General features: G+C 37.7%; 21 protein-coding genes. 14 read left to right on the plus strand and 7 right to left on the minus strand.

The genetic code is table 11. The features are described 5' to 3' along the window. The first annotated feature begins 206 nt into the window (after positions 1-206). The 4 genes from pheA (at position 207) to IHV10_RS03115 (ending at position 3,735) form a co-directional block, all read left to right on the plus strand. On the plus strand, positions 207-1,031 hold the full coding sequence (pheA, locus tag IHV10_RS03100) for a prephenate dehydratase (RefSeq protein ID WP_197127280.1): 825 nt from the start codon (positions 207-209) through the stop codon (positions 1,029-1,031). A 406-nt stretch (positions 1,032-1,437) separates the two neighbouring features. Beyond that, positions 1,438-2,187 carry a hypothetical protein gene (locus tag IHV10_RS03105; RefSeq protein WP_370629638.1) on the plus strand — a complete coding sequence of 250 codons (750 nt, stop codon included), beginning with the start codon at positions 1,438-1,440 and terminating at the stop codon, positions 2,185-2,187. Positions 2,188-2,517: 330 nt separating this feature from the next. Beyond that, a complete protein-coding gene (locus IHV10_RS03110; protein ID WP_197127281.1) occupies positions 2,518-3,000 on the plus strand; it encodes an NUDIX hydrolase in 483 nt (160 codons plus the stop codon). 63 nt (positions 3,001-3,063) lie between these two features. After that, on the plus strand, positions 3,064-3,735 hold the full coding sequence (locus IHV10_RS03115; protein WP_197127282.1) for a permease: 672 nt from the start codon (positions 3,064-3,066) through the stop codon (positions 3,733-3,735). An 89-nt stretch (positions 3,736-3,824) separates the two neighbouring features. Here the strand turns inward: IHV10_RS03115 and IHV10_RS03120 are convergent, their stop codons facing one another. Then, positions 3,825-4,478, minus strand: coding sequence for a DsbA family oxidoreductase (locus tag IHV10_RS03120; RefSeq protein ID WP_370629654.1), 654 nt, complete (start codon positions 4,476-4,478; stop codon positions 3,825-3,827). Between the two features lie 102 nt (positions 4,479-4,580). After that, the gene (locus tag IHV10_RS03125) at positions 4,581-5,576 is read right to left on the minus strand and encodes a Gfo/Idh/MocA family protein (RefSeq protein WP_197128177.1); all 996 of its coding nucleotides are present in this window, start codon (positions 5,574-5,576) and stop codon (positions 4,581-4,583) included. A gap of 177 nt (positions 5,577-5,753) precedes the next feature. Here IHV10_RS03125 and IHV10_RS03130 point away from each other — a divergent pair, with 177 nt between their 5' ends. Continuing rightward, complete coding sequence (locus IHV10_RS03130) at positions 5,754-5,897, plus strand: hypothetical protein (protein ID WP_197127283.1); 144 nt, start codon at positions 5,754-5,756, stop codon at positions 5,895-5,897. Positions 5,898-5,973: 76 nt separating this feature from the next. Here IHV10_RS03130 and IHV10_RS03135 read toward each other — a convergent pair whose 3' ends face one another. Further along, a complete protein-coding gene (locus IHV10_RS03135; RefSeq protein WP_197127284.1) occupies positions 5,974-6,660 on the minus strand; it encodes a CPBP family intramembrane glutamic endopeptidase in 687 nt (228 codons plus the stop codon). 89 nt (positions 6,661-6,749) lie between these two features. On the opposite strand from IHV10_RS03135, the gene IHV10_RS03140 reads away from it, so the two are divergent. From IHV10_RS03140 to IHV10_RS03155, 4 genes are all read left to right on the plus strand, one after another. Continuing rightward, complete coding sequence (locus IHV10_RS03140) at positions 6,750-7,499, plus strand: MerR family transcriptional regulator (RefSeq protein WP_197127285.1); 750 nt, start codon at positions 6,750-6,752, stop codon at positions 7,497-7,499. A 99-nt stretch (positions 7,500-7,598) separates the two neighbouring features. Next, positions 7,599-8,084, plus strand: coding sequence for a hypothetical protein (locus IHV10_RS03145; protein ID WP_197127286.1), 486 nt, complete (start codon positions 7,599-7,601; stop codon positions 8,082-8,084). 134 nt (positions 8,085-8,218) lie between these two features. Then, positions 8,219-9,067 (plus strand): DUF1835 domain-containing protein, encoded by an 849-nt coding sequence (locus IHV10_RS03150; RefSeq protein WP_197127287.1) that lies wholly within the window; start codon positions 8,219-8,221, stop codon positions 9,065-9,067. 15 nt (positions 9,068-9,082) lie between these two features. Next, complete coding sequence (locus tag IHV10_RS03155) at positions 9,083-9,652, plus strand: GNAT family N-acetyltransferase (RefSeq protein WP_231619405.1); 570 nt, start codon at positions 9,083-9,085, stop codon at positions 9,650-9,652. A gap of 339 nt (positions 9,653-9,991) precedes the next feature. Here IHV10_RS03155 and IHV10_RS03160 read toward each other — a convergent pair whose 3' ends face one another. Then, positions 9,992-10,519, minus strand: coding sequence for a nuclease-related domain-containing protein (locus IHV10_RS03160; RefSeq protein ID WP_197127288.1), 528 nt, complete (start codon positions 10,517-10,519; stop codon positions 9,992-9,994). 420 nt (positions 10,520-10,939) lie between these two features. Between IHV10_RS03160 and IHV10_RS03165 the strand changes: the two genes are divergently transcribed. Continuing rightward, entirely contained in the window at positions 10,940-11,098 is a 159-nt protein-coding gene (locus tag IHV10_RS03165) for a DUF3934 family protein (protein ID WP_082861310.1), read from the plus strand. A gap of 130 nt (positions 11,099-11,228) precedes the next feature. Beyond that, complete coding sequence (locus tag IHV10_RS03170) at positions 11,229-11,633, plus strand: hypothetical protein (RefSeq protein ID WP_231619406.1); 405 nt, start codon at positions 11,229-11,231, stop codon at positions 11,631-11,633. A 38-nt stretch (positions 11,634-11,671) separates the two neighbouring features. On the opposite strand, the gene cphA is transcribed toward IHV10_RS03170, so the two are convergent. Further along, positions 11,672-14,299, minus strand: a complete 2,628-nt coding sequence (gene cphA, locus IHV10_RS03175) for a cyanophycin synthetase (protein WP_197127289.1) — start codon at positions 14,297-14,299, stop codon at positions 11,672-11,674. A gap of 15 nt (positions 14,300-14,314) precedes the next feature. After that, positions 14,315-15,109, minus strand: a complete 795-nt coding sequence (locus tag IHV10_RS03180; protein ID WP_197127290.1) for a cyanophycinase — start codon at positions 15,107-15,109, stop codon at positions 14,315-14,317. Between the two features lie 272 nt (positions 15,110-15,381). Here IHV10_RS03180 and IHV10_RS03185 point away from each other — a divergent pair, with 272 nt between their 5' ends. The 3 genes from IHV10_RS03185 to IHV10_RS03195 all read left to right on the plus strand — a co-directional run bounded on the left by IHV10_RS03185 (position 15,382) and on the right by IHV10_RS03195 (position 16,685). Continuing rightward, positions 15,382-15,876: a competence protein ComK gene (locus tag IHV10_RS03185; RefSeq protein ID WP_197127291.1), complete on the plus strand. Its 495-nt coding sequence runs from the start codon at positions 15,382-15,384 to the stop codon at positions 15,874-15,876. A 123-nt stretch (positions 15,877-15,999) separates the two neighbouring features. Further along, the gene (locus tag IHV10_RS03190) at positions 16,000-16,320 is read left to right on the plus strand and encodes a hypothetical protein (protein ID WP_197127292.1); all 321 of its coding nucleotides are present in this window, start codon (positions 16,000-16,002) and stop codon (positions 16,318-16,320) included. Between the two features lie 83 nt (positions 16,321-16,403). Then, positions 16,404-16,685, plus strand: coding sequence for a hypothetical protein (locus IHV10_RS03195; RefSeq protein ID WP_197127293.1), 282 nt, complete (start codon positions 16,404-16,406; stop codon positions 16,683-16,685). Positions 16,686-16,805: 120 nt separating this feature from the next. Here IHV10_RS03195 and IHV10_RS03200 read toward each other — a convergent pair whose 3' ends face one another. Then, positions 16,806-18,248 (minus strand): sodium:solute symporter, encoded by a 1,443-nt coding sequence (locus IHV10_RS03200; protein WP_197127294.1) that lies wholly within the window; start codon positions 18,246-18,248, stop codon positions 16,806-16,808. Positions 18,249-18,262 lie beyond the last annotated feature (14 nt).

Here is an 18,262-nt window from a genome sequence, read left to right on the forward strand (position 1 = left end):
GTAATCACCTCCCCTCTGTTTCAATATATGGTTCTTGGTGAAAATGGCTTGTACAACAGTACAAAAAACAAGAAAATTGAGGAAAAAGATTCAGCTGTATCGTCGTTGAAGTTAAATAAGCAAATCTTTTAGTGAAAAAAGGTTGGTGTACGTCCTTAATCGTTGTATACTGATATGAAAAGCTAAAGGCAGGCGTTATCACAGTCATGAAAGTTGCATACTTAGGTCCACAGGGAAGTTTCTCGGAAGAAGCTGCCTTTCGTTATTTTGCAGATCAGAAAAATGAATGGCATAAATGTGATTCTATTGTAGATGTACTTGAAGCCGTAGAAGAGGGTATAGCAGATAAAGGGATCGTACCCATTGAAAACTCAATTGAAGGCACGATTAATATTACGGCAGACGGATTGTTGAGACATGATCTCTTTGTAGAAGCTGAGATCATCTTTCCCGTTTCCTTGCACCTTCTGTCATTAAAAGGAGCTCAATTAGAAGAGATACGTGAAGTATGGTCAATCGTTCCTGCTCTCGCGCAGTGTAGAGATTTTATTAGGGAAGCAAAAGTAAAGAGCAAGCATTATGATAGCACATCTGCAGCGGCACAAGCTGTTACCAATCAAGAAAGAAAAGATGTTGCCGCCATTGCATCCAAATATGCTGCCGAAGTCTTTGATCTAGAGATCATAAAAAGTGGGATTCAAGACAACAGCAATAACCATACGCGCTTTGTTGTGATCAGCAAGGAGAATAAAAAAGTTCACCCCGAGAACACAAAAACGATGTTGTTGATTTCACCAACATCAGATTATTCTGGTGTCCTTTCATCCATATTGAACGTATTTACAGCGCTATCTATCAACTTAACGTGGATTGAATCAAGACCAACGAAAAAGCAGCTTGGGACGTATCATTTTTTTGTAGAAGCTCAAAATGGTTTTCATGAAGAGAAAATGAACAAAGCAATTACGATACTTGAAGCCTTCGGACATGATGTACGAGTATTGGGAAGCTACAGAACTACAAAGCTATAACTGGGAAAGAGCTCCGCGAAGAATGTGGGGGCTCTTTTTATTTGGTCATTTATTTTGTTTTCAGCAATAATACAATGCAGTAAAGCATAGCGATCCCTACGACAAGCCATGTGTAAATCAACGAAAGGCCGAGTCCTAAAGGTGTACTAAGATTATCCCGGGGACTAATAAAACCTGCAATAATAAGGGGGAGTGCTCCGATTAGGTAAAGGAATAGAGTCGTACATACGTTTTTAGTGGTGTGTTTTCTTAGAAAGAGAATAAGTATAAACGAGGTAAATAAAAATAGTTCACTGACAAAAATAACGCTTTCCAATTCATAACCTCCTTAACATGTCAACGGTGCTAATTGATGATGATATACTTAATTGTAAATATATAGTATGAGTGTAAGGGGAGATGTTAGGTGTATCCAACACATCATATTCTTGAAACGTGGAAGAAGTTCGATTCTTTTCCTATGGAAACCTTAACGAAGGCTTGGTACTTCCATAAGGGAACGGCAAAAAAACAAAGAGACGTCTCGTTGATGAAAGAGCATAGGATTCAATACGGCAATACCGGAAACTGCTTTGATCTAGCACTATGGTTATTAGATGAATGTAAACAAGATAGAATCAAAGCCTATCCAATTGGTTCAATGTTTCATTCCGATGAAGCACATGTAGCTGTTGTGGCATTAGACGAGAATGGTAACCGCTATTTGTGTGATCTAGGTGATCAGTGGCTGCAACCCATCCTCGTTGAAACAAATAGTAAAGACTTTTCAAATAAAAAGTTAAAAGGGTTCTTTCCTGCGGCTGAAATCCAAGTCCAGTCTAGAAATCAAAACCAGATTGAAATCCTTTATCATAGACCAAATGGCAAAGTTTCAAATCAAATATTTGATCTGACACCTATTGATACTGATATCTTCTTAAGAGGAGCTGAATATTCGCAGAATCTCATATATCCAAAGCCTCTCTTTGAATGTAGAGTACCTTATAAAGACGAGACTGCACACTGGGAGTTCTTCGATTGGGAAAGCTTTTTAAGTACGAGTGAAGGCTTGATTAAGGGAGATCAAACCGATTCAATTGAACATTGGGTAGAAGTCATTCATCAGAAAAGCGGCTATCGGAAAGACTTTTTAAATGAAGCGTTGTACAGGTATTGATAAGTTGTTTACTAAGGAAGTGAATAAAATAAAATTAAAGGCGGAAATAAACAAATCTGTCCTGCTAGTTCTAATCATTGTTACAGGTTTATATTGTGTAGTGCATATCATATTTGATCTTTCTTTTAATCCCACAATAAAACTTGCTACAAATATCATCGAAGCTTTGTTTTTTCTTTTTTCATTCATTTATGTAAGCGTTGATTTTGAAAAATGATTAAATATGGCCGTCTTATCATCGACCTATCATCACGAAATCATGGGAATAACTTCTAATTGAACCTATGATGAAATAGGGTAATAGAAATCTATTTATTGGAGGTCATAGTGATGATAATGCCAACTCATATTGTGGCAGTGGCAGGATATGTGGAAGATGGTAAAGGGAATGTATTATTAGTAAAAACGATACATAACGGCTGGGTGTTTCCTGGAGGACAAGTAGAAGCAGGAGAAAATTTAATCGACGCATTGGTTCGTGAAATAAAGGAAGAGAGCGGTATTGATACTACCGTTTCATATCTCTCGGGTGTGTACTCGAACACGGCACAATATACTTGGCATGATGGAGTCACGAACGTTCCAACGAAAGTGATGTTTGATTTTGTGTGTAAACCGATTGGCGGGGAACTAGGGGTGTCTGATGAAACGACGGATAGCCGTTGGGTGCCAAAAGAAGATGTATTAGGCATGTTAACGGGAGAAGCCTACCTGACTCGGTATAGTGATTATTTAAACAATGTAGGAAAAGTAATCTATAAGGAATATGTGACAAAACCTAATTTTGAATTGAAGGTCGAGAGAAGCGTATAAATCATTATTTTGGTTCAGATGTAGAAGATTTTAAAATATTAAGTGTATTAGGGGATAAGTTTGATGATAGGAATAAGTATAGCAACAAAGTGGGAATATGATGCGACCTTAGAATATTTTAGCATAAAGAAGGATGAACGCTTCGACTATCCTTATGGCGAGTATTTCATGAGAATAATTAATGATTCCGAACTTGTTTTTTATCGTACAGGTGTAAGGAAAGTAAATGGCGTTGGTGGTAATCAGTATATGATTTCAAAATTCAACTTAACGAAGGTAATCGTAGCTGGAACATGTGCAGGAATAGACGATGCGTTTAGTAATTTGGAAATCTTCGTACCCGATAAAGCCGTTCAATATGATTGTACAGTAAAAGAAGTTGAACCTTTTATTAAGCAATCCTTCATCGTTGATATTGATTTATCGAAATACGGATATGATTTTAACACCGGAATAATTGGCACAGCTGATAAAGCAGTCGTTATGTGGAAGGACTATTTAGAGCTTAAAGAAAATCAAATAACAATCGCCGATACAGAAGCGAGTGCAATTGCTTATATCTGTAAGAAGAATGACGTTGAATGTATTATTATCAAAGGCATATCTGATTTTCCAACAGATGAGAGAAACTCAGATAAATTCGTGTCAAACAAGGAACAGATTAATGTTTATTTAGAAAATACTCCCAAAGTTATGAACAAAATATTCGGTGAATATTTAAAGAGGTTTATATAATTAAGGAATTGTGGCTTTAGTGAAAAAAACGCAGAGGATACTAATCCCTCTGCGTTTTCTAATATGCGATTTGCCATACTAATGCTCTGCTATTTCTTAGGAATTTCACAGCCATCATCGTCGCAGCTCATTCCATCTTCATCGTTTAGTATCGTGATTTTGTTTTCAGCTATGATTTTGTTCAACGCTTGTACAAAAACATCTGTCGGCTGTGCACCAGTAAGCGCATATTTTTTGTCGATGAGATAGAAGGGTACACCTGTTACTCCATAAGCTTTTGCTGTTTCTTCATCAGCTCTAACCTCATCAGACAACTTATCGCTTGAAAGCATCTGTCTGACAGCTTCTCTATTTAAACCAACATCTTCTGCAAGATTTGCTAATGTTTCATGATCTCCAATATGTTTGGATTCTGTAAAAAAGGCATATAAGATGCGTTCTGTCATCTCCTGCATCTTACCTTCTTTTTTAGCAAGCATCGTCAAACGGTGAGCATCAAAGGTATTGGTTAAGATCATCGTATCCATGTGATACTCTAGTCCTGAATCCTTTGCCATTTGTATCACGTTTTGCGTGTTTGCTTTAGCGGCGTCAATACTCATGCCATATTTTTTAGATAATTTTTCATAGATGTTTTCGTTAACGTCACGTTCCATTGTAGGATCCAGTTCGAAGCAGCGATACGTTACTTCAATAGGATGATTTATCTTTTTAATAGCGTCCTCCAGACGCTTTTTGCCAATATAGCAGAATGGTCAAGCAAAGTCTGTCCACATTTCAATGTGCAACATAGGTATCCCCCCAATTTATTGTTTCATCCATAGTATATAAGGATTCGATTATTTTTACACGTTGTTTGATCGGTCAGCTGGATAAGCAAGTCCAACCTGTCTTCTAGCCTCATCCATAATCTTCATTACTGCAAGTGAATTCGCATGTGAGTTCACTTTAGACTCAAGTTCACCACGTTCAACCAGCTCGATAAATTCTTTTGCTTCGTAATACATCTTTGGTTTGTTCTGCTCTACTGTAATGTCCTCTGTACTTCCATCACGGTAACGGATTTCAATCTTTGTCATGTCTTGGATATGATCGATCAAAATACTTCCGTTCTCCCCTTGAATTTCAGAAGGTACGTAAGAGTTTGAGATTTTGGAGTACATCACAACGGCTTCACTCTCGCCATAGTTTAAGAGTATACTCCCTTCACCATCGACGCCAGACTCTAGCAGGTAGGCGTTTGCTTTAACATCTACAGGTTCTCCGAAAAGAACGACCATCGGATACAAACAATAAATTCCAATATCCATCAACGACCCATTTGAAAATTCAGGTTTGAATGCGTTAAGGATCGTGCCTTCTTTATATTTATCGTAACGGGAAGAATACTGACAGGAGTTTGCAAAATAACGGCGAATCTTACCGATCTTATGCAGGTTCTCTTGAATGCTCTTAAAGTTCGGTGTCACTGTCGAACGCATAGCTTCCATCAGCAGTACGTTGTTCTCTTTTGCGACAGCGATCATTTTTTCTACTTCCCGTGCATTCGATGCCATAGGTTTTTCACATATTACATGCTTGCCATGGTTCATGAGCGTGATGGCATACTCTGCATGGAAAGAGTTCGGGCTAGCAATATACACCGCATCAATTACATCACTAGCTGCCATCTTTTCTAAATCTGTAAACGTATGTTCAGCACCATTCTTCTCAGCAAATTCTTTCGCTTTTTCTTCTGTACGTGAATAAACTGCGCTCAATGTAAAACCTTTAACTTCTTTAGCGGCAGCAATAAAGCTCTCTGTAATCCAATTCGTTCCAATAACTCCAAATTTCAATATGACTCATCCTTTCACACGCTGTAGGCAGTACTGTTGCTTATCATAGTATGTATTCTACTCCTATAGTCATGATTTAGACAAATAATGAGGACTGTCGCACTATTTTTGTAGAAAAAGGTTTCTTACTATAACATACGGGGTAAATAGAAGTTAAAACCTGGTAAGGAGGGATGAGTTATGCTTACTATGACCAATCATAACCAGCAAACGATAAAGCCTTTGGATTTGCCAGTATCACGATACGTGCTTAAAGAACAGTCTGTAGTTGAACAAGAAAAGCGCAAGCCAGAATTTGAATTAACGCCTTTGAATCCGAAATAAAAGACGCTATATATGAAATATGAAGAAAGTGAAGACCTTAGGGGATCTTCGCTTTTTTTTGTTTTATTCTTTTGGATTATCCTAAAACAGACAACGAGATTCCGATTCCATTCACAACTCCATGAATGATGATCGCTGGAATAATGGAACCCGTCTTTTCATATACCCAGCAAAAGACCAGACCTGATGCAAAGTTTACTGGCAATGTGTTATACGTAGGTATGTGCACAATCATGAAAATGAACGAACTTAAAATCATCGCCTTTTTAACACCCCATCGTCTGAACCAAGTATACAAAAAACCACGGTAAAAGATTTCTTCATAAATAGGGGAGACAACCGCTGCTGATAAAAAGCCTATCATGAATGTGAAAGGTGTAAGATCAGCCTTTAAACTGTCTGTCTTAGCATTATTTGTTCCTATGGTGAGGACATCCATCACTACGACAATTGCGATACTAATGAGTATAAGAAGTATTGTCCATAGAACAATTGTTTTCCACATTTTTTTTGTGAGTGGTGCAATACCCACTGCACGCCATCCTAACTTGTATGGTTTTAACGCGATCCAATAAACACCTAAAGTAAATACGATTGCCATGCAGAAACCAGTTAATGTTCCCGCGTACAATGTGCTATCCAGCCATTGAAGCAACTGATCATAAAGTACATTCTCCAATAGAATGGGTACGCCAACCAAACAAAGACCTAATAACAAAATGAGTTCGCGATTGTTCCATTTTCTCTCTGTAGTCACTTTCATCTTATTGTTCCTCCTGATTAACTTGTTATAATATGTTAATTGTAAGCGGTGACGTAACGTAACCTGCAAGAGAAAAAGGAGAAATAATAATGAGCTTATTTTCAACAGGAGAGGTTTCAAAGGAATATGGCGTTTCCGTAAGGACTCTCAGATACTATGACCAAATTGGACTGCTTTTACCAAGTATCAAGAGTGATAGCGGTAGAAGAATGTATACGAAAGAAGATCTGCAGCTATTAGAAAAGATTACACTCTTAAAATCTTTGTCTCTACCTTTAACAGAGATAAAAAAAATAATAGGAGAAGTTACGATAAAAGATATTCTTACGGTACAAAAGAAAGATGTTCAGACTCAGCTGGATCAATTTTATTCAGCGTCTGAAAAGATAAATACACTTCTTCATATTCTAGAGATTGAGGGAGAGTTGAATTGGGAACATATCCTATCTCTCGTCCAAACAAATGAAGGTGTTAAGATTTCTGATAAGGATAAAAACTGGGAAAAGTTCTTTTCAGACAACGAGAGAAAAACGCTTCAATCTTCTTTACCGAAGCTTGAGGATGCAAGTACTGCAAAATGGGTGAATATTTTAAAAAGAATAGAAATCTGTTTAAGAAACAATAGTGAACCAACGTCAGAAGAAGGTCTATTAATTGCATCTGATGTTTTACTCTTATCTCATGAAATGTTCCAGGGAGACACCGAATTAGAGGAAAAGTTTTGGAACGCTCGAAAATCCGAAGGTTCATCACACTCACTAAATTTATATCCCATTAGCAATGAAGTCTTAGAATTTTTGGATAGAGCTATAGTCAGTTATCAAACTATTAACGCATGACCAAAGTTTTATAAAAATGTAAAACTTTGGTTTAACACCTTGTGAAATTAGGGTATCAAGAAATAGACTCCAAAATTATTCATGAGGTGAAAAGAAAATATGAAAAAGTTATTGGTGATGGTAGTAGCGCTAAGTGTAATCGTTTTAGGTGGTTGTAACATGTTGATTGAAGATGATTTTAATGCGTATTTGGATGATCGCAATAAACTAATAAAAAAAGATATGGAATTATCTAAACAAGTGGAAGCTAATTTTGAAAAAATGTTACAAGACCCTACTGCGAAAGAAGAACTAGAGACCACAATTGCCGATTATGAAGCATTGGCAAAAGAAGCTGAAGGAATAAGCTTGAATGAATTAGACGATTTAAAAAAATCACAAGATCTTTTTGTGAAAGATATAAAGACTAGAGCAGAAGCGATGAAATTAAGTTTAACTGCAATAGAAGAACAGGATGTAGAATTAGATGAAAAGTCGTATACAATGCTCGAGGAAGCAGAAAAAATGAGCGAAAAAAGTCAGAGTGAATTAGAGAAGTTTGCGGAAGACAACAACTTTACATTAGAAGAAACAGATTTAAAATAATTGGGGTTGAGGAGCTGAACATACTCAGCTCTTTTTTGAATTCTGTAATAAATTTTGGAAATAAAGAGGGTATTACAGGTAGACTAGAGAATGGTTAGGATGGTCTTGGTGGATTGTAAGTATGGAGCTGTAAAATGAACGTTCATATAGTGTTTGGAGAAACTAAGGCTGGCGCAATGAAATGGATGCTAAGTAAGGAAAAACGCCAGGAACATGTAATTGGATTTCCTGATTCTTTTGCGATCGGACCTATTCGTGAACTGGAAACTGAAAAGGGATTAGTTGGACGGATTCAATGGTTCAAAGACAATTTGTCAATTGGTGACATGGCAGAATATTATTCAAACGATTATGAATCTAGTTTTAGGCAAGCACTTCAGGAAATTGGTGATATTCCTAAAGATGCGACAATTATAATCTGGACAGCTGACAATGCGACTGAACAAACGGGTTTGAGATTTGTGATGAAGTTACTCGAAGATCGAGAAAACAAGATTTTTGTGGTTGATACCAATGAATGTTTTAACAAATATTGCAAACCTCTTGATGTCTTCTATACATCACTGCACACGAGTGAAGTTTCTCCAGATCATCTTAAGATCATTTTAGAGAAATCGGATAGTTACGATCCTATCTCATTAGATGCTAAGAAAAAATTTGTAGAAGAATGGAAGACTTTGAGTGTATCAGAAGAAGTGCTTAGACTTTGGGAAGACGGTGCAATAAGAAGCGTTAGTGTTGACCATTTAGATGCGTACATCATTCATTCCGTAAGACGTTTGGAGTGGAAGTATGGAGAAGGATTTAGAGGTTGCTCACGTCTCGTAGGCGATATACTCGGCCATATCGAACAATATGTGGGTGATGCTTTTATTTTTAACCGGATTCATTATTTGATCGAGCAAGGAAAACTTGAATATGAAGGAACATTAGGCAAGATAAGAAAATTAAGAGTGAGGCTTGCCGAGAAGAAACTTACATAAGAAACGGAGAGAAATATGATGAATCAAAGCGTGGAAACAAATGTTAAATTATCAGGAGACAATATTTATATTAGATTATTGACCGTTGAGGATGCAGAGGATATGGTGAATCTTCAATTAGAGAACCGGGAGTTCTTCAGTAAGTTTGCCATGGAACGTAGCGATGATTTTTATTCCCTTGAAAATCAGCAGAAACGAATTCAGATGTTAGTAGAGAATGCAAAGCAAGATTTAGATTACTATTTTGGTATTTTTACAGTAGGAGAAGAGGTACTGATTGGGACGGTCAACCTGTTTGCGGTAATGCGCGGATCCATTCAAAGTGCCTTTGTCGGCTATTTTTTAGATGAAAAGCACAATGGAAAAGGCTATACGACAGAAGCTGTTAGATTAATCGTAAAATACGCATTTGATGAGCTTAAACTTCATCGAGTAGAAGCGGGTGTGATGCCGCACAACGTCGGTTCTATTCGAGTGTTAGAAAAAGCTGGTTTTGAAAAAGAAGGACTAGCTCGTAAGAATGTAAAGATTAATGGAAAGTGGGAAGATCATCAACAAATGGCTATTATCAATCCTGCTGATTGATGAAGGAAGCGATCAAGTGATGAGGGAGTCTAGGTGATAGGTTCGAGTCCTGCGGGATGTTCCAGTGTATGGAAGATTTAGTGAGTTGAGCAGATAGTAAGCTTGCATACTTGTTGATAAATGTAAAAAATCTTTACATTCTTTATTTGTTATATCCATCGAAATGATAAGAGCGTAATCCCTCAGAGCTCCAATATGTGCAGTCTTAGAGGTATGAAAACAGACTGCACACTCCCATTTAGCGTTTATCCGATTCATTTGAGTGTTACATTTTGAGCAAAGCACCCCTGTTATCAACTCACTTTTATCAATTCCATAATAGCTTAGGATATCGGGATTCTATGGTTCGTTTAGCTTCATCAATAATTTTTTGATCTTTTTCCTTTCTTTCATCAAGATCACATCCTTTTTATATTGAGCATTGAATTCTTCATACTTACTAAGTAACATTGGGCTTTTAATTACAAACTTTAATGCATTTCTATATGTCTCTGAACTATCAACAAAAGTTCGTGAGTTAGTAATAACAACTAATGTTTCAATGGGGATCTTAGGGATTTTGTGCTGTTCTAGCACCTGAGTTAAATGGAAAGATTGTCTTTTTACTTGTTGAATAGGGTCTTCGAATATTTCTCTTCCTTTACTTGAAGTCCGAATGAGTTGTCCATATTTATCATCAAAGAACAGATCTCCTGTATAGTTTTTTATCTCTAACAGAATAAGAAATTTAGAAGTAATAATAAGTGTATCGATCTGAAAAAAGAATTCCATGTGCTTAATTCGAATATTATGGATAATATCAGCCTCTTGTTTTGGTAGATACCGATAAAAATACTGTAGGGATTTTTCACCGTTATGACCAGCCATATATTTTGCCAGATTTCCTTCCAATTTTGAACGTTTTTGATGACAGCTTTCTAATCTGTTAATAACTGTGCTGAGTTTTTGTATGACATAGGGAATGTGCGGTTGTTTTTTTATAAAATAGCCTCCTTTAGGGTTATGAACTCATTATAGGCCTCCATAATTTGGCTTTCAAAAAACTAGTTTCTGAATAACTGAACCTTAAAATAGTGTGAATCAAATAATTTCTTAGGGAAATCACATAAAAATTGACACTCTTCACATAAAAAATGGGTATTATCACATAAAAAATGGCCGACATCACATAATTTTATAATCCAGAGCTCCTAGCACTGTCTACGGAACTATCCCCGCCGCCGCTAATGTAGTATAATTCAAATTACTGCTTGAAATAAGCACAAGAACGGTCATGGAGTGATTAAAATGAGTAAAGCAAAAGGCAAGAAAAGCGGCGTAGGGCAAGGAACTGGGAAAAAGGGATGGAACCGTTGGAAATCCAGCAGTAAGAAAAAAGGTCCAAAGCCTTATGTGAGTAAAGGTAAGAATAAACCAGAGAACGAAAGTGGAACAGAAAACAATTAACAAAAATAGAACAGCCCAATGCTGTGAATGAGCCATCTGACTACTAAAGTTAGGTGGTTTTTATTTTGGAATAAATCACTCAAATCTACCATAAGATGAACTATTCAATGGTAAATGGGAGGGACGAGCTTTGACTACACAAAATACGAACTATACCATATCAGAAGACTTGATCATAAAATATAACAAACTTAACGAGAAGAAAAAAGAATTAGAAAAAGAACTAGATGAACTAAAAAAAGTCTTTCATATTTATTTTGATCATTTAGTTGGCCAAAATGAGAAAGGTGAAGTAACAGTAAACAACTACAAATTGCAGCGGCAGATCCGAAAATCAGAGAAGCTTCACGAAGAAAAGACAGTGAATAGACTCACTCAGTTGAATATGACAGATCTCATTCATCATGTACCAAAACCAGATGAGGAAAAGATAAAGTCTGCGATCATGCTCGGCTTGTTAAGTGAAGGAGATTTGGAAGGGTGCTTGATTAAGAGTGCTTCACAAGCGATTGTTGTTAAAACACTTAAAGCATAAACGGTAAAAAGCAGCTCCCTAAAAGGGAACTGCTTTTCTTATTCTGCCTTCTGCAGGACACCGACAGCTTTTGAATTTCTGATTTTCTGCAGAATACCTTGAATGGACGTGTATTCGTCATAGAGGAAAACAAGTGTATCACCTGGCTCTGAGCATTCCCATGCTTGAATCAAGGCCTCAGCTTCTTTAGGATATACAGAAACGGATGTAATGCCCTCCGCTTCTTTTACACCTGTATATAGGTGATGAACCGTTTCTCCAGGAATCCGTCCCCTTAGGTTTACATCTTCTTTGATGATAAAAATATCAGAGTGAGCACCAAAGATTCGGCCCATCTCTTGTATCGTTTGGTCTTGTCTGTCTCCAGCTGCTGATCCAACCGTTATTACTCGACCACTCTTTAGTTGATCTACCGTTTCAAAAAGTGCCTTCAAACCTGCAGGGTTATGGGCATAATCTACTACAATTGTACGATCGTGAATGTTTAGTACATTAAAGCGTCCTCTGTTTTGATTTTCCGATGAAAGAAAAGTGATCACTTTGCTTCTTAATTCAGACAAAGGTCTACCTAATGAATGAGCGGCTGCGAGTGCGCCTAGGACATTTGCGATATTATGTCGGGCAGCGCCATTAATCGTAATCGGAATGTGTGATACAGGAAGGAACCTTTCCGCTTTACCGTTCTCGTTGAATACCACCCAGTCATCTTCTAGATACCAAACTTTTAACCCTTGATTTAACTGATATTGAATAACTGGATTCAATACTGATAGAGAGAAAAAGATTACTTCGCCATTTGTATGATTCGCCATATCCACACATCGTGAATCGTCAGCGTTCAAAACACATGTACCTTCAGGAAGAACAACTTCAGCAACTGTTTGCTTTAATTTCTTCAAGTCTTCTAATGTTTCTACCCCATTTAAGCCAAGATGATCTTCACTAACGTTTGTTACGATTCCAACATCACAATAGCGAAACGCAAGGCCTTCGCGCAGCATTCCACCACGAGCGGTCTCTAAGACGGCAACATCTACAGAAGGATGAGCTAAAACTTTACGAGCACTTCTTGGTCCGCTGCAATCTCCTGCGTCTAGTTGCTGATCACCAATCCAAACTCCATCAGAGCACGTATATCCAACCGTGATGTTTTCCTTTTGTAAAAGATGTGATACAAGACGAGTGGTCGTCGTTTTTCCATTTGTACCTGTTACAGCCACAACGGGAACCGCAGCTTCCTCACGAGAAGCAAACAGATAGTCCACGATGGCTCCACCAGCATCTCTACTTTTTCCTTGTGATGGATGAAGATGCATACGGATACCAGGAGCTGCATTCACTTCAAGAATGGCAGCTTCACCTTCAATAAAGGAAACCGTTACATCGGGCGATAAAATATCGATTCCTGCAATATCAAGACCTACTGCAGCAGCAGCTTCAATGGCCATGTTACGGTAGTCAGGGTGAACGTCTTCTGTCACATCGATTGCAGAACCACCTGTAGACAGGTTTGCGTTACCTAATACTTCTAGAGACTCTCCTTTGTTCAATACGGATTGAAGAGAATAGCCACTCTTCTCAAGATGAACGACCGTACGTTCATCTAAAGGAATCTTGCTCATCGCTTTTTCATGACCATCACCACGTAATGGATTTAAGTTTTCTTCATCAATGAGTTCAGCTATCGTCTTATATCCGTCACCGATCACAAATGGTGGAAGACGAAGACTTGCTGCAACTAACTCATTATTTACGACGAAAAAACGGTAATCATTTCCTGCATAATATCGCTCTAGAATATATGAAGTACCTTCGCTGAACACACAGCGGAAAGCAGCAATTAAATCTGTATCATTTTGAATATTTGTTATGATGTTCTGACCCTGTCTCCCATTAAGCGGTTTAATGACAAGCGGATACCCAATTTTCTCAGCAGATTGCAGCAACTCATATTCATTGGAAACTACATCACCTTTCGGAACTGGGAGCCCAGCACCTCTTACTAATGTTTTGGTCATATCTTTATCACAAGAATTTTCTACTGCTAAATATGACGTTTGAGAGGAGATGGTTGCTTGGACGGATTTTTGCTTTTTACCTGTTCCTATTCTTAAGTAGCTGTTTGTTCCGATACGCTCAACCGAAATCTTGCGTTTTCGTGCAGCTTCATAGATTGCTTCCGTACTCGGACCTAATTTATGTAAATGGTAAAGGTCAGAGGTGTGCGAGATGTACGAGTCAGCGCTGATTTCATCTCCTGCTAAGATAGCGGTTACAATTTCAAGTGCAGCTTCGAAAGCGTATAGACCTGATTTCGGTTCTGCATAGTCATAGGTTACAAAATAAATTCCTTTTCGTTCACTTGTGATCGTTTTTCCTCGTTTCACTGAAATACCAGCAAGGTGCTGAATTTCAAGTGCAATATGCTCTAAGATATGTCCGATCCAAGTTCCTTCATGAAGACGTTCTACAAATCCACCAGCATACCCCCTAGAACATGTATGTGTGTGAAGGGAAGGGATGACTTTTAACAATGTATCTGTAAAACCCGGTAGAGTGTTAGAGGGTTTTTCCTCAAATTCTTCTATATCAAGCTCAATCCATATAGTAGGTTTAAAGCTGTAAAGGTTCGGTCCTGTTAAGTAATTGACGCGGTTGATTTTCATTAAGACGTTCTCTCCTTAAGTGATGATTAATTCTCGTTTGTATAAGTCAAAAACAGCACCTGCTCCTAGTGTATGGAAACGGATATCGGAAATCGTCATATTTCCTTTATTCTCAGCGATGTCTACGTAAGTCGAGGTTTTGCCATCAAATATGCTGACGTTGTACTCACCGATTACCTCAAACTGCTTACCGTCGTTATGAACCCAGATTGCCGTGTTTTCATCAATTCCGATGCCAATGATCTGAGGATTTAACGCGATAGCTCGCATGAGACGACTAAAACGGTCACGCTGAGAAAAGTGCTGATCAATAATTACGTCTTCTAAAAATCCAAAGCCTGAACCTAACTCAAGTATAGAAACATCTTCTTTTTCAAACAGTTTTGATGATATTATCATCAATCTGCTCATTACAGCAGCACCGGCACTCGTTCCACCGATAATCAAACCGTCTTTCCATTCTCGAAAGAGGTGTTTATAAAAAGATGTCCCACCTAAAATGCTTGTTAATCGTAATTGATCGCCGCCTGTCATGAAAAGACCAGACAGGGAAGAAAGCTGTTCGGGTAATTCAGGATCTTCCGCTTTTTCACGGGAATCTAAATGGAAAAGTAGTGGCTTTGTACCATGCAATGTTTGAAACAGTTGATAGTATTCACTGCCTACTTCTTCCGGATAGCCGGATGCAGTTGTCAGGATTCCGATCGGTCCCTGACGATTTTTACATAGTGCAGAGAATCTAGATAAGATTATTTTCTTTTCGCTCTTGTCCTCATTGCCACCAATGATCAGGAGATCACCTTTTGCCATCTTTCATCAGCCTCTTATTCATTAAGTAGTAGGAAAAACAGGTCGAAATAATCGTCCATTTCGCCCTGTTATGTATTCCACGATCCGCTAGTATTCAAACCTATTTGAGGAATTATTTAACTATTTATTTAAATAGTTAAAATTTTTGTAAAATTATATAGATTCTTGTCAAAACAATTAGTATAATTTACCTATTGGGAGTATTTTACTTTCTAATTTTTAAAAGGGGAGGAGTTATGATTCGTTTAACTATTTAAAGGGAGGATGTATAAATGGAAAAAACATTACTTCTTCGATCCTACGAAATTAACACGAGCACGATGGCACTCTTACCGTTTTATAACGAATACGGAGAGGTTCAAACCGAGATATTAGAAAGCGAAAAAAACGAAAGAGTTGCACTCAGTCCAATCAAGATCATTAACGAGAGCTGTTTGTTCTTTGGATCTAGCTATGAAGGCAGGCGTGAAGCAGTGCGTCGTTCAATGGGCTATGTGAGTCTATCTCCTATCATGATTAACCTCGAACTTGGCATTTTCTTTTTTCCTGTAGAATCTCCTAAGAATGAAACGTGCATCTGGTTATCCCAATCACATGTTCAACGGATAGATTCTATAGATTCCGACACATGCAGTGTCCACTTTAAAAACACCGCAAATTTAATCTTACCCCAATCTAAATATGCATTAGAGGCTAAACTTTTCCGAACAGCACAATATAGATATATTCTTAGTGAGCGAGTGAGCGAAAGAATAATAAGATATTAAGAGAAGTAGAATAATAGAATCACGCCCGATGCAATATGCATGGGCGTTTTTTCATTCAATGTTTTTCATTTATCTGGAACTTTCTTCCTTATGATGCGTATAACCAGTTAAGGAGGAGATGTTATGAAACACGTAATAAGCTGCATCATAACCGTAATCTTAATGCTAGTCGTTAATTATGTGGTAGCCAACCTTTTGGGAGTGACGTTTATTGATTTTTCATTATTTGTTGGTTTGATTTTTGCTCTCACTATTCGATTCTTCACTTCAAAGGGCGGAATTTCATCTAACATGGTTCGTATGCAGGCTCAAGCGATGACAGGTATTAAGATTGAAGAAGAAAAAGCTACGTTCAAACCAAGTTATCCTTATTATACAGCTATTATTTATACGCTTGTTTCGTTAGTCTCCATCTTTGTTTATTACAAAGATTATTTTATTTAGTAGATAGTTGATTTTTAATGTGAAAATGGCAACAATGGATATTGAACATCGTTAGAAGAATTTAAACAGGAGTGTGCCATCAATTGAATCTGCGTTTTGGTCGTTTATCATTATGGTTTTGCATAGCGGGAATTGTTCTTGCTGGCTGGCCATTCATCGTTCGAGATGATGTAGCTCAACAGGTTGCTATCTTTCTATTTAGTGGAATCATGCTGTATTTTATCGGTGTGATTTTAAGCATTATAGCTATTGTCAAAAAAGAAGCTGGAAAAGCGAAATTTTTCGGGTTGTTTTTTATATTGTTCATGGCTCTGATCTCCGTATTCGGCCTATTGTTATTATCGTTCGGGATTGGTGGAAAATAAAAGTTTTTTTGCCGCTAGAGAAGTAGATACTGTGGTTGTTTATCGAAGAAATTAAGATAATGTATGATCTGTTGAGTTATAGAAAAAGCCTTCCCAATAGGAAAGGCTTTTTTTCTAGTTTTAAGCTTGTTTTCTTCCTTCTTCTACATCATCAAGTGCTACATCTTCATCGAAAGGTGTGTCGAACTCAGTTGAAATTGGAGCGGTGAATAAGGAAATACCCACTATACTAACCAATCCAGCAGACATACCATAAAGAATGGGATTCGTAGCTGTAAGTCCTTCAATAAACAATCCTGCTAGTACAACAACTGTAGAAATTAAGATTGCGTAGAATCCTGAATTAGGAGTCGCTCGTTTCCAAAAGAATGTCATAACAAGTGGGATGAAGATTGCTCCAGATAGTATTGCATAAGCCACATCAAGTGCAACGAGTACATCTTGAATCCATATGGAAAAGGTAATGGCGATTAAACCGATAATAAGTGTTGTGATCCTTGATGCTCTAATCATTTGTTTGTCAGTAGGAGATTTTAAGAAATACTGTTTTAGGATGTCGTTCGTTATTAAAGTAGAAGACGCAAGTAACGAACCAGATGCGGTTGACATAAGTGCTGAACACACACTTGCAAGTACAAGTCCTAAAATCCCAGTAGGGAGAATGGTAAGAGCCATCTCAGCAAACGTGTTCTGCGGATTATCTAGGGTAGGCAGCACCAAGAAAGCACACATTCCAATGATACTTCCTGCAATCGCGTATGCAAAGCTATAAACACCCGCGAAGATAGAGCCGTTTCTAGCAATCTTACTAGATTTTGCTGTGAATACTCGTTGCCAGATGTCTTGTGAAACGACCATACCAAGTGCAAACAACAAAAAGTATTGGAAGATCTGCTGATAACCGATACCTGTGAAATCTAAGTGAGACTGAGGAAGTTCTGTTAATAGATTTCCTAAACCATCGACTTTTGAAAGACTCATAGGAACCATAATGAAGAAGACACCGACCGTCATTACGATAAATTGAATAATATCCGTAACTGTAACACTCCACATTCCGCCAAGGATTGTGTAGAAGAGAACGATTCCTCCGCCTACTAACATGGAAGTCGTTAAGCTCCAGCCTAAGAGTACATTAATGATCGTTCCCATCCCGATTACTTGGGTAACTGCAATCATCAAAGTATATATGGATGCCACGATGGCACTTAACAGACGTGTTTCGGATTTGTATCGTTTTCCTAATAATTCACTGATTGTTGTAACTTTTAATGAATCGATCTTTTTTATAAATATAGTACCTAAAAGAATAATGCCTAAACCGATCATAGATACAAACCAAATGCCGGAAATTCCAAACTGATATCCTAGCTTTGTCGTTCCAATCGTAGCTGCGCCGCCTAAAATAACGGCAGACAGACATCCAAGATACATAAACATGCCAAGGTTTCGTCCTGCAAGAGTAAAATCTTCAGAAGTCTTTGCTTTAGTAGAGCCAATGATTCCTGCACCGATCAATACGGCAAAATACAAAAGAATAATAACTGTATCAAAAGTTTGCATAATAAAAAACCTCC

It is taken from the genome of Fictibacillus sp. 5RED26 (assembly GCF_015903895.1).
Taxonomy (GTDB): domain Bacteria; phylum Bacillota; class Bacilli; order Bacillales; family Fictibacillaceae; genus Fictibacillus; species Fictibacillus phosphorivorans.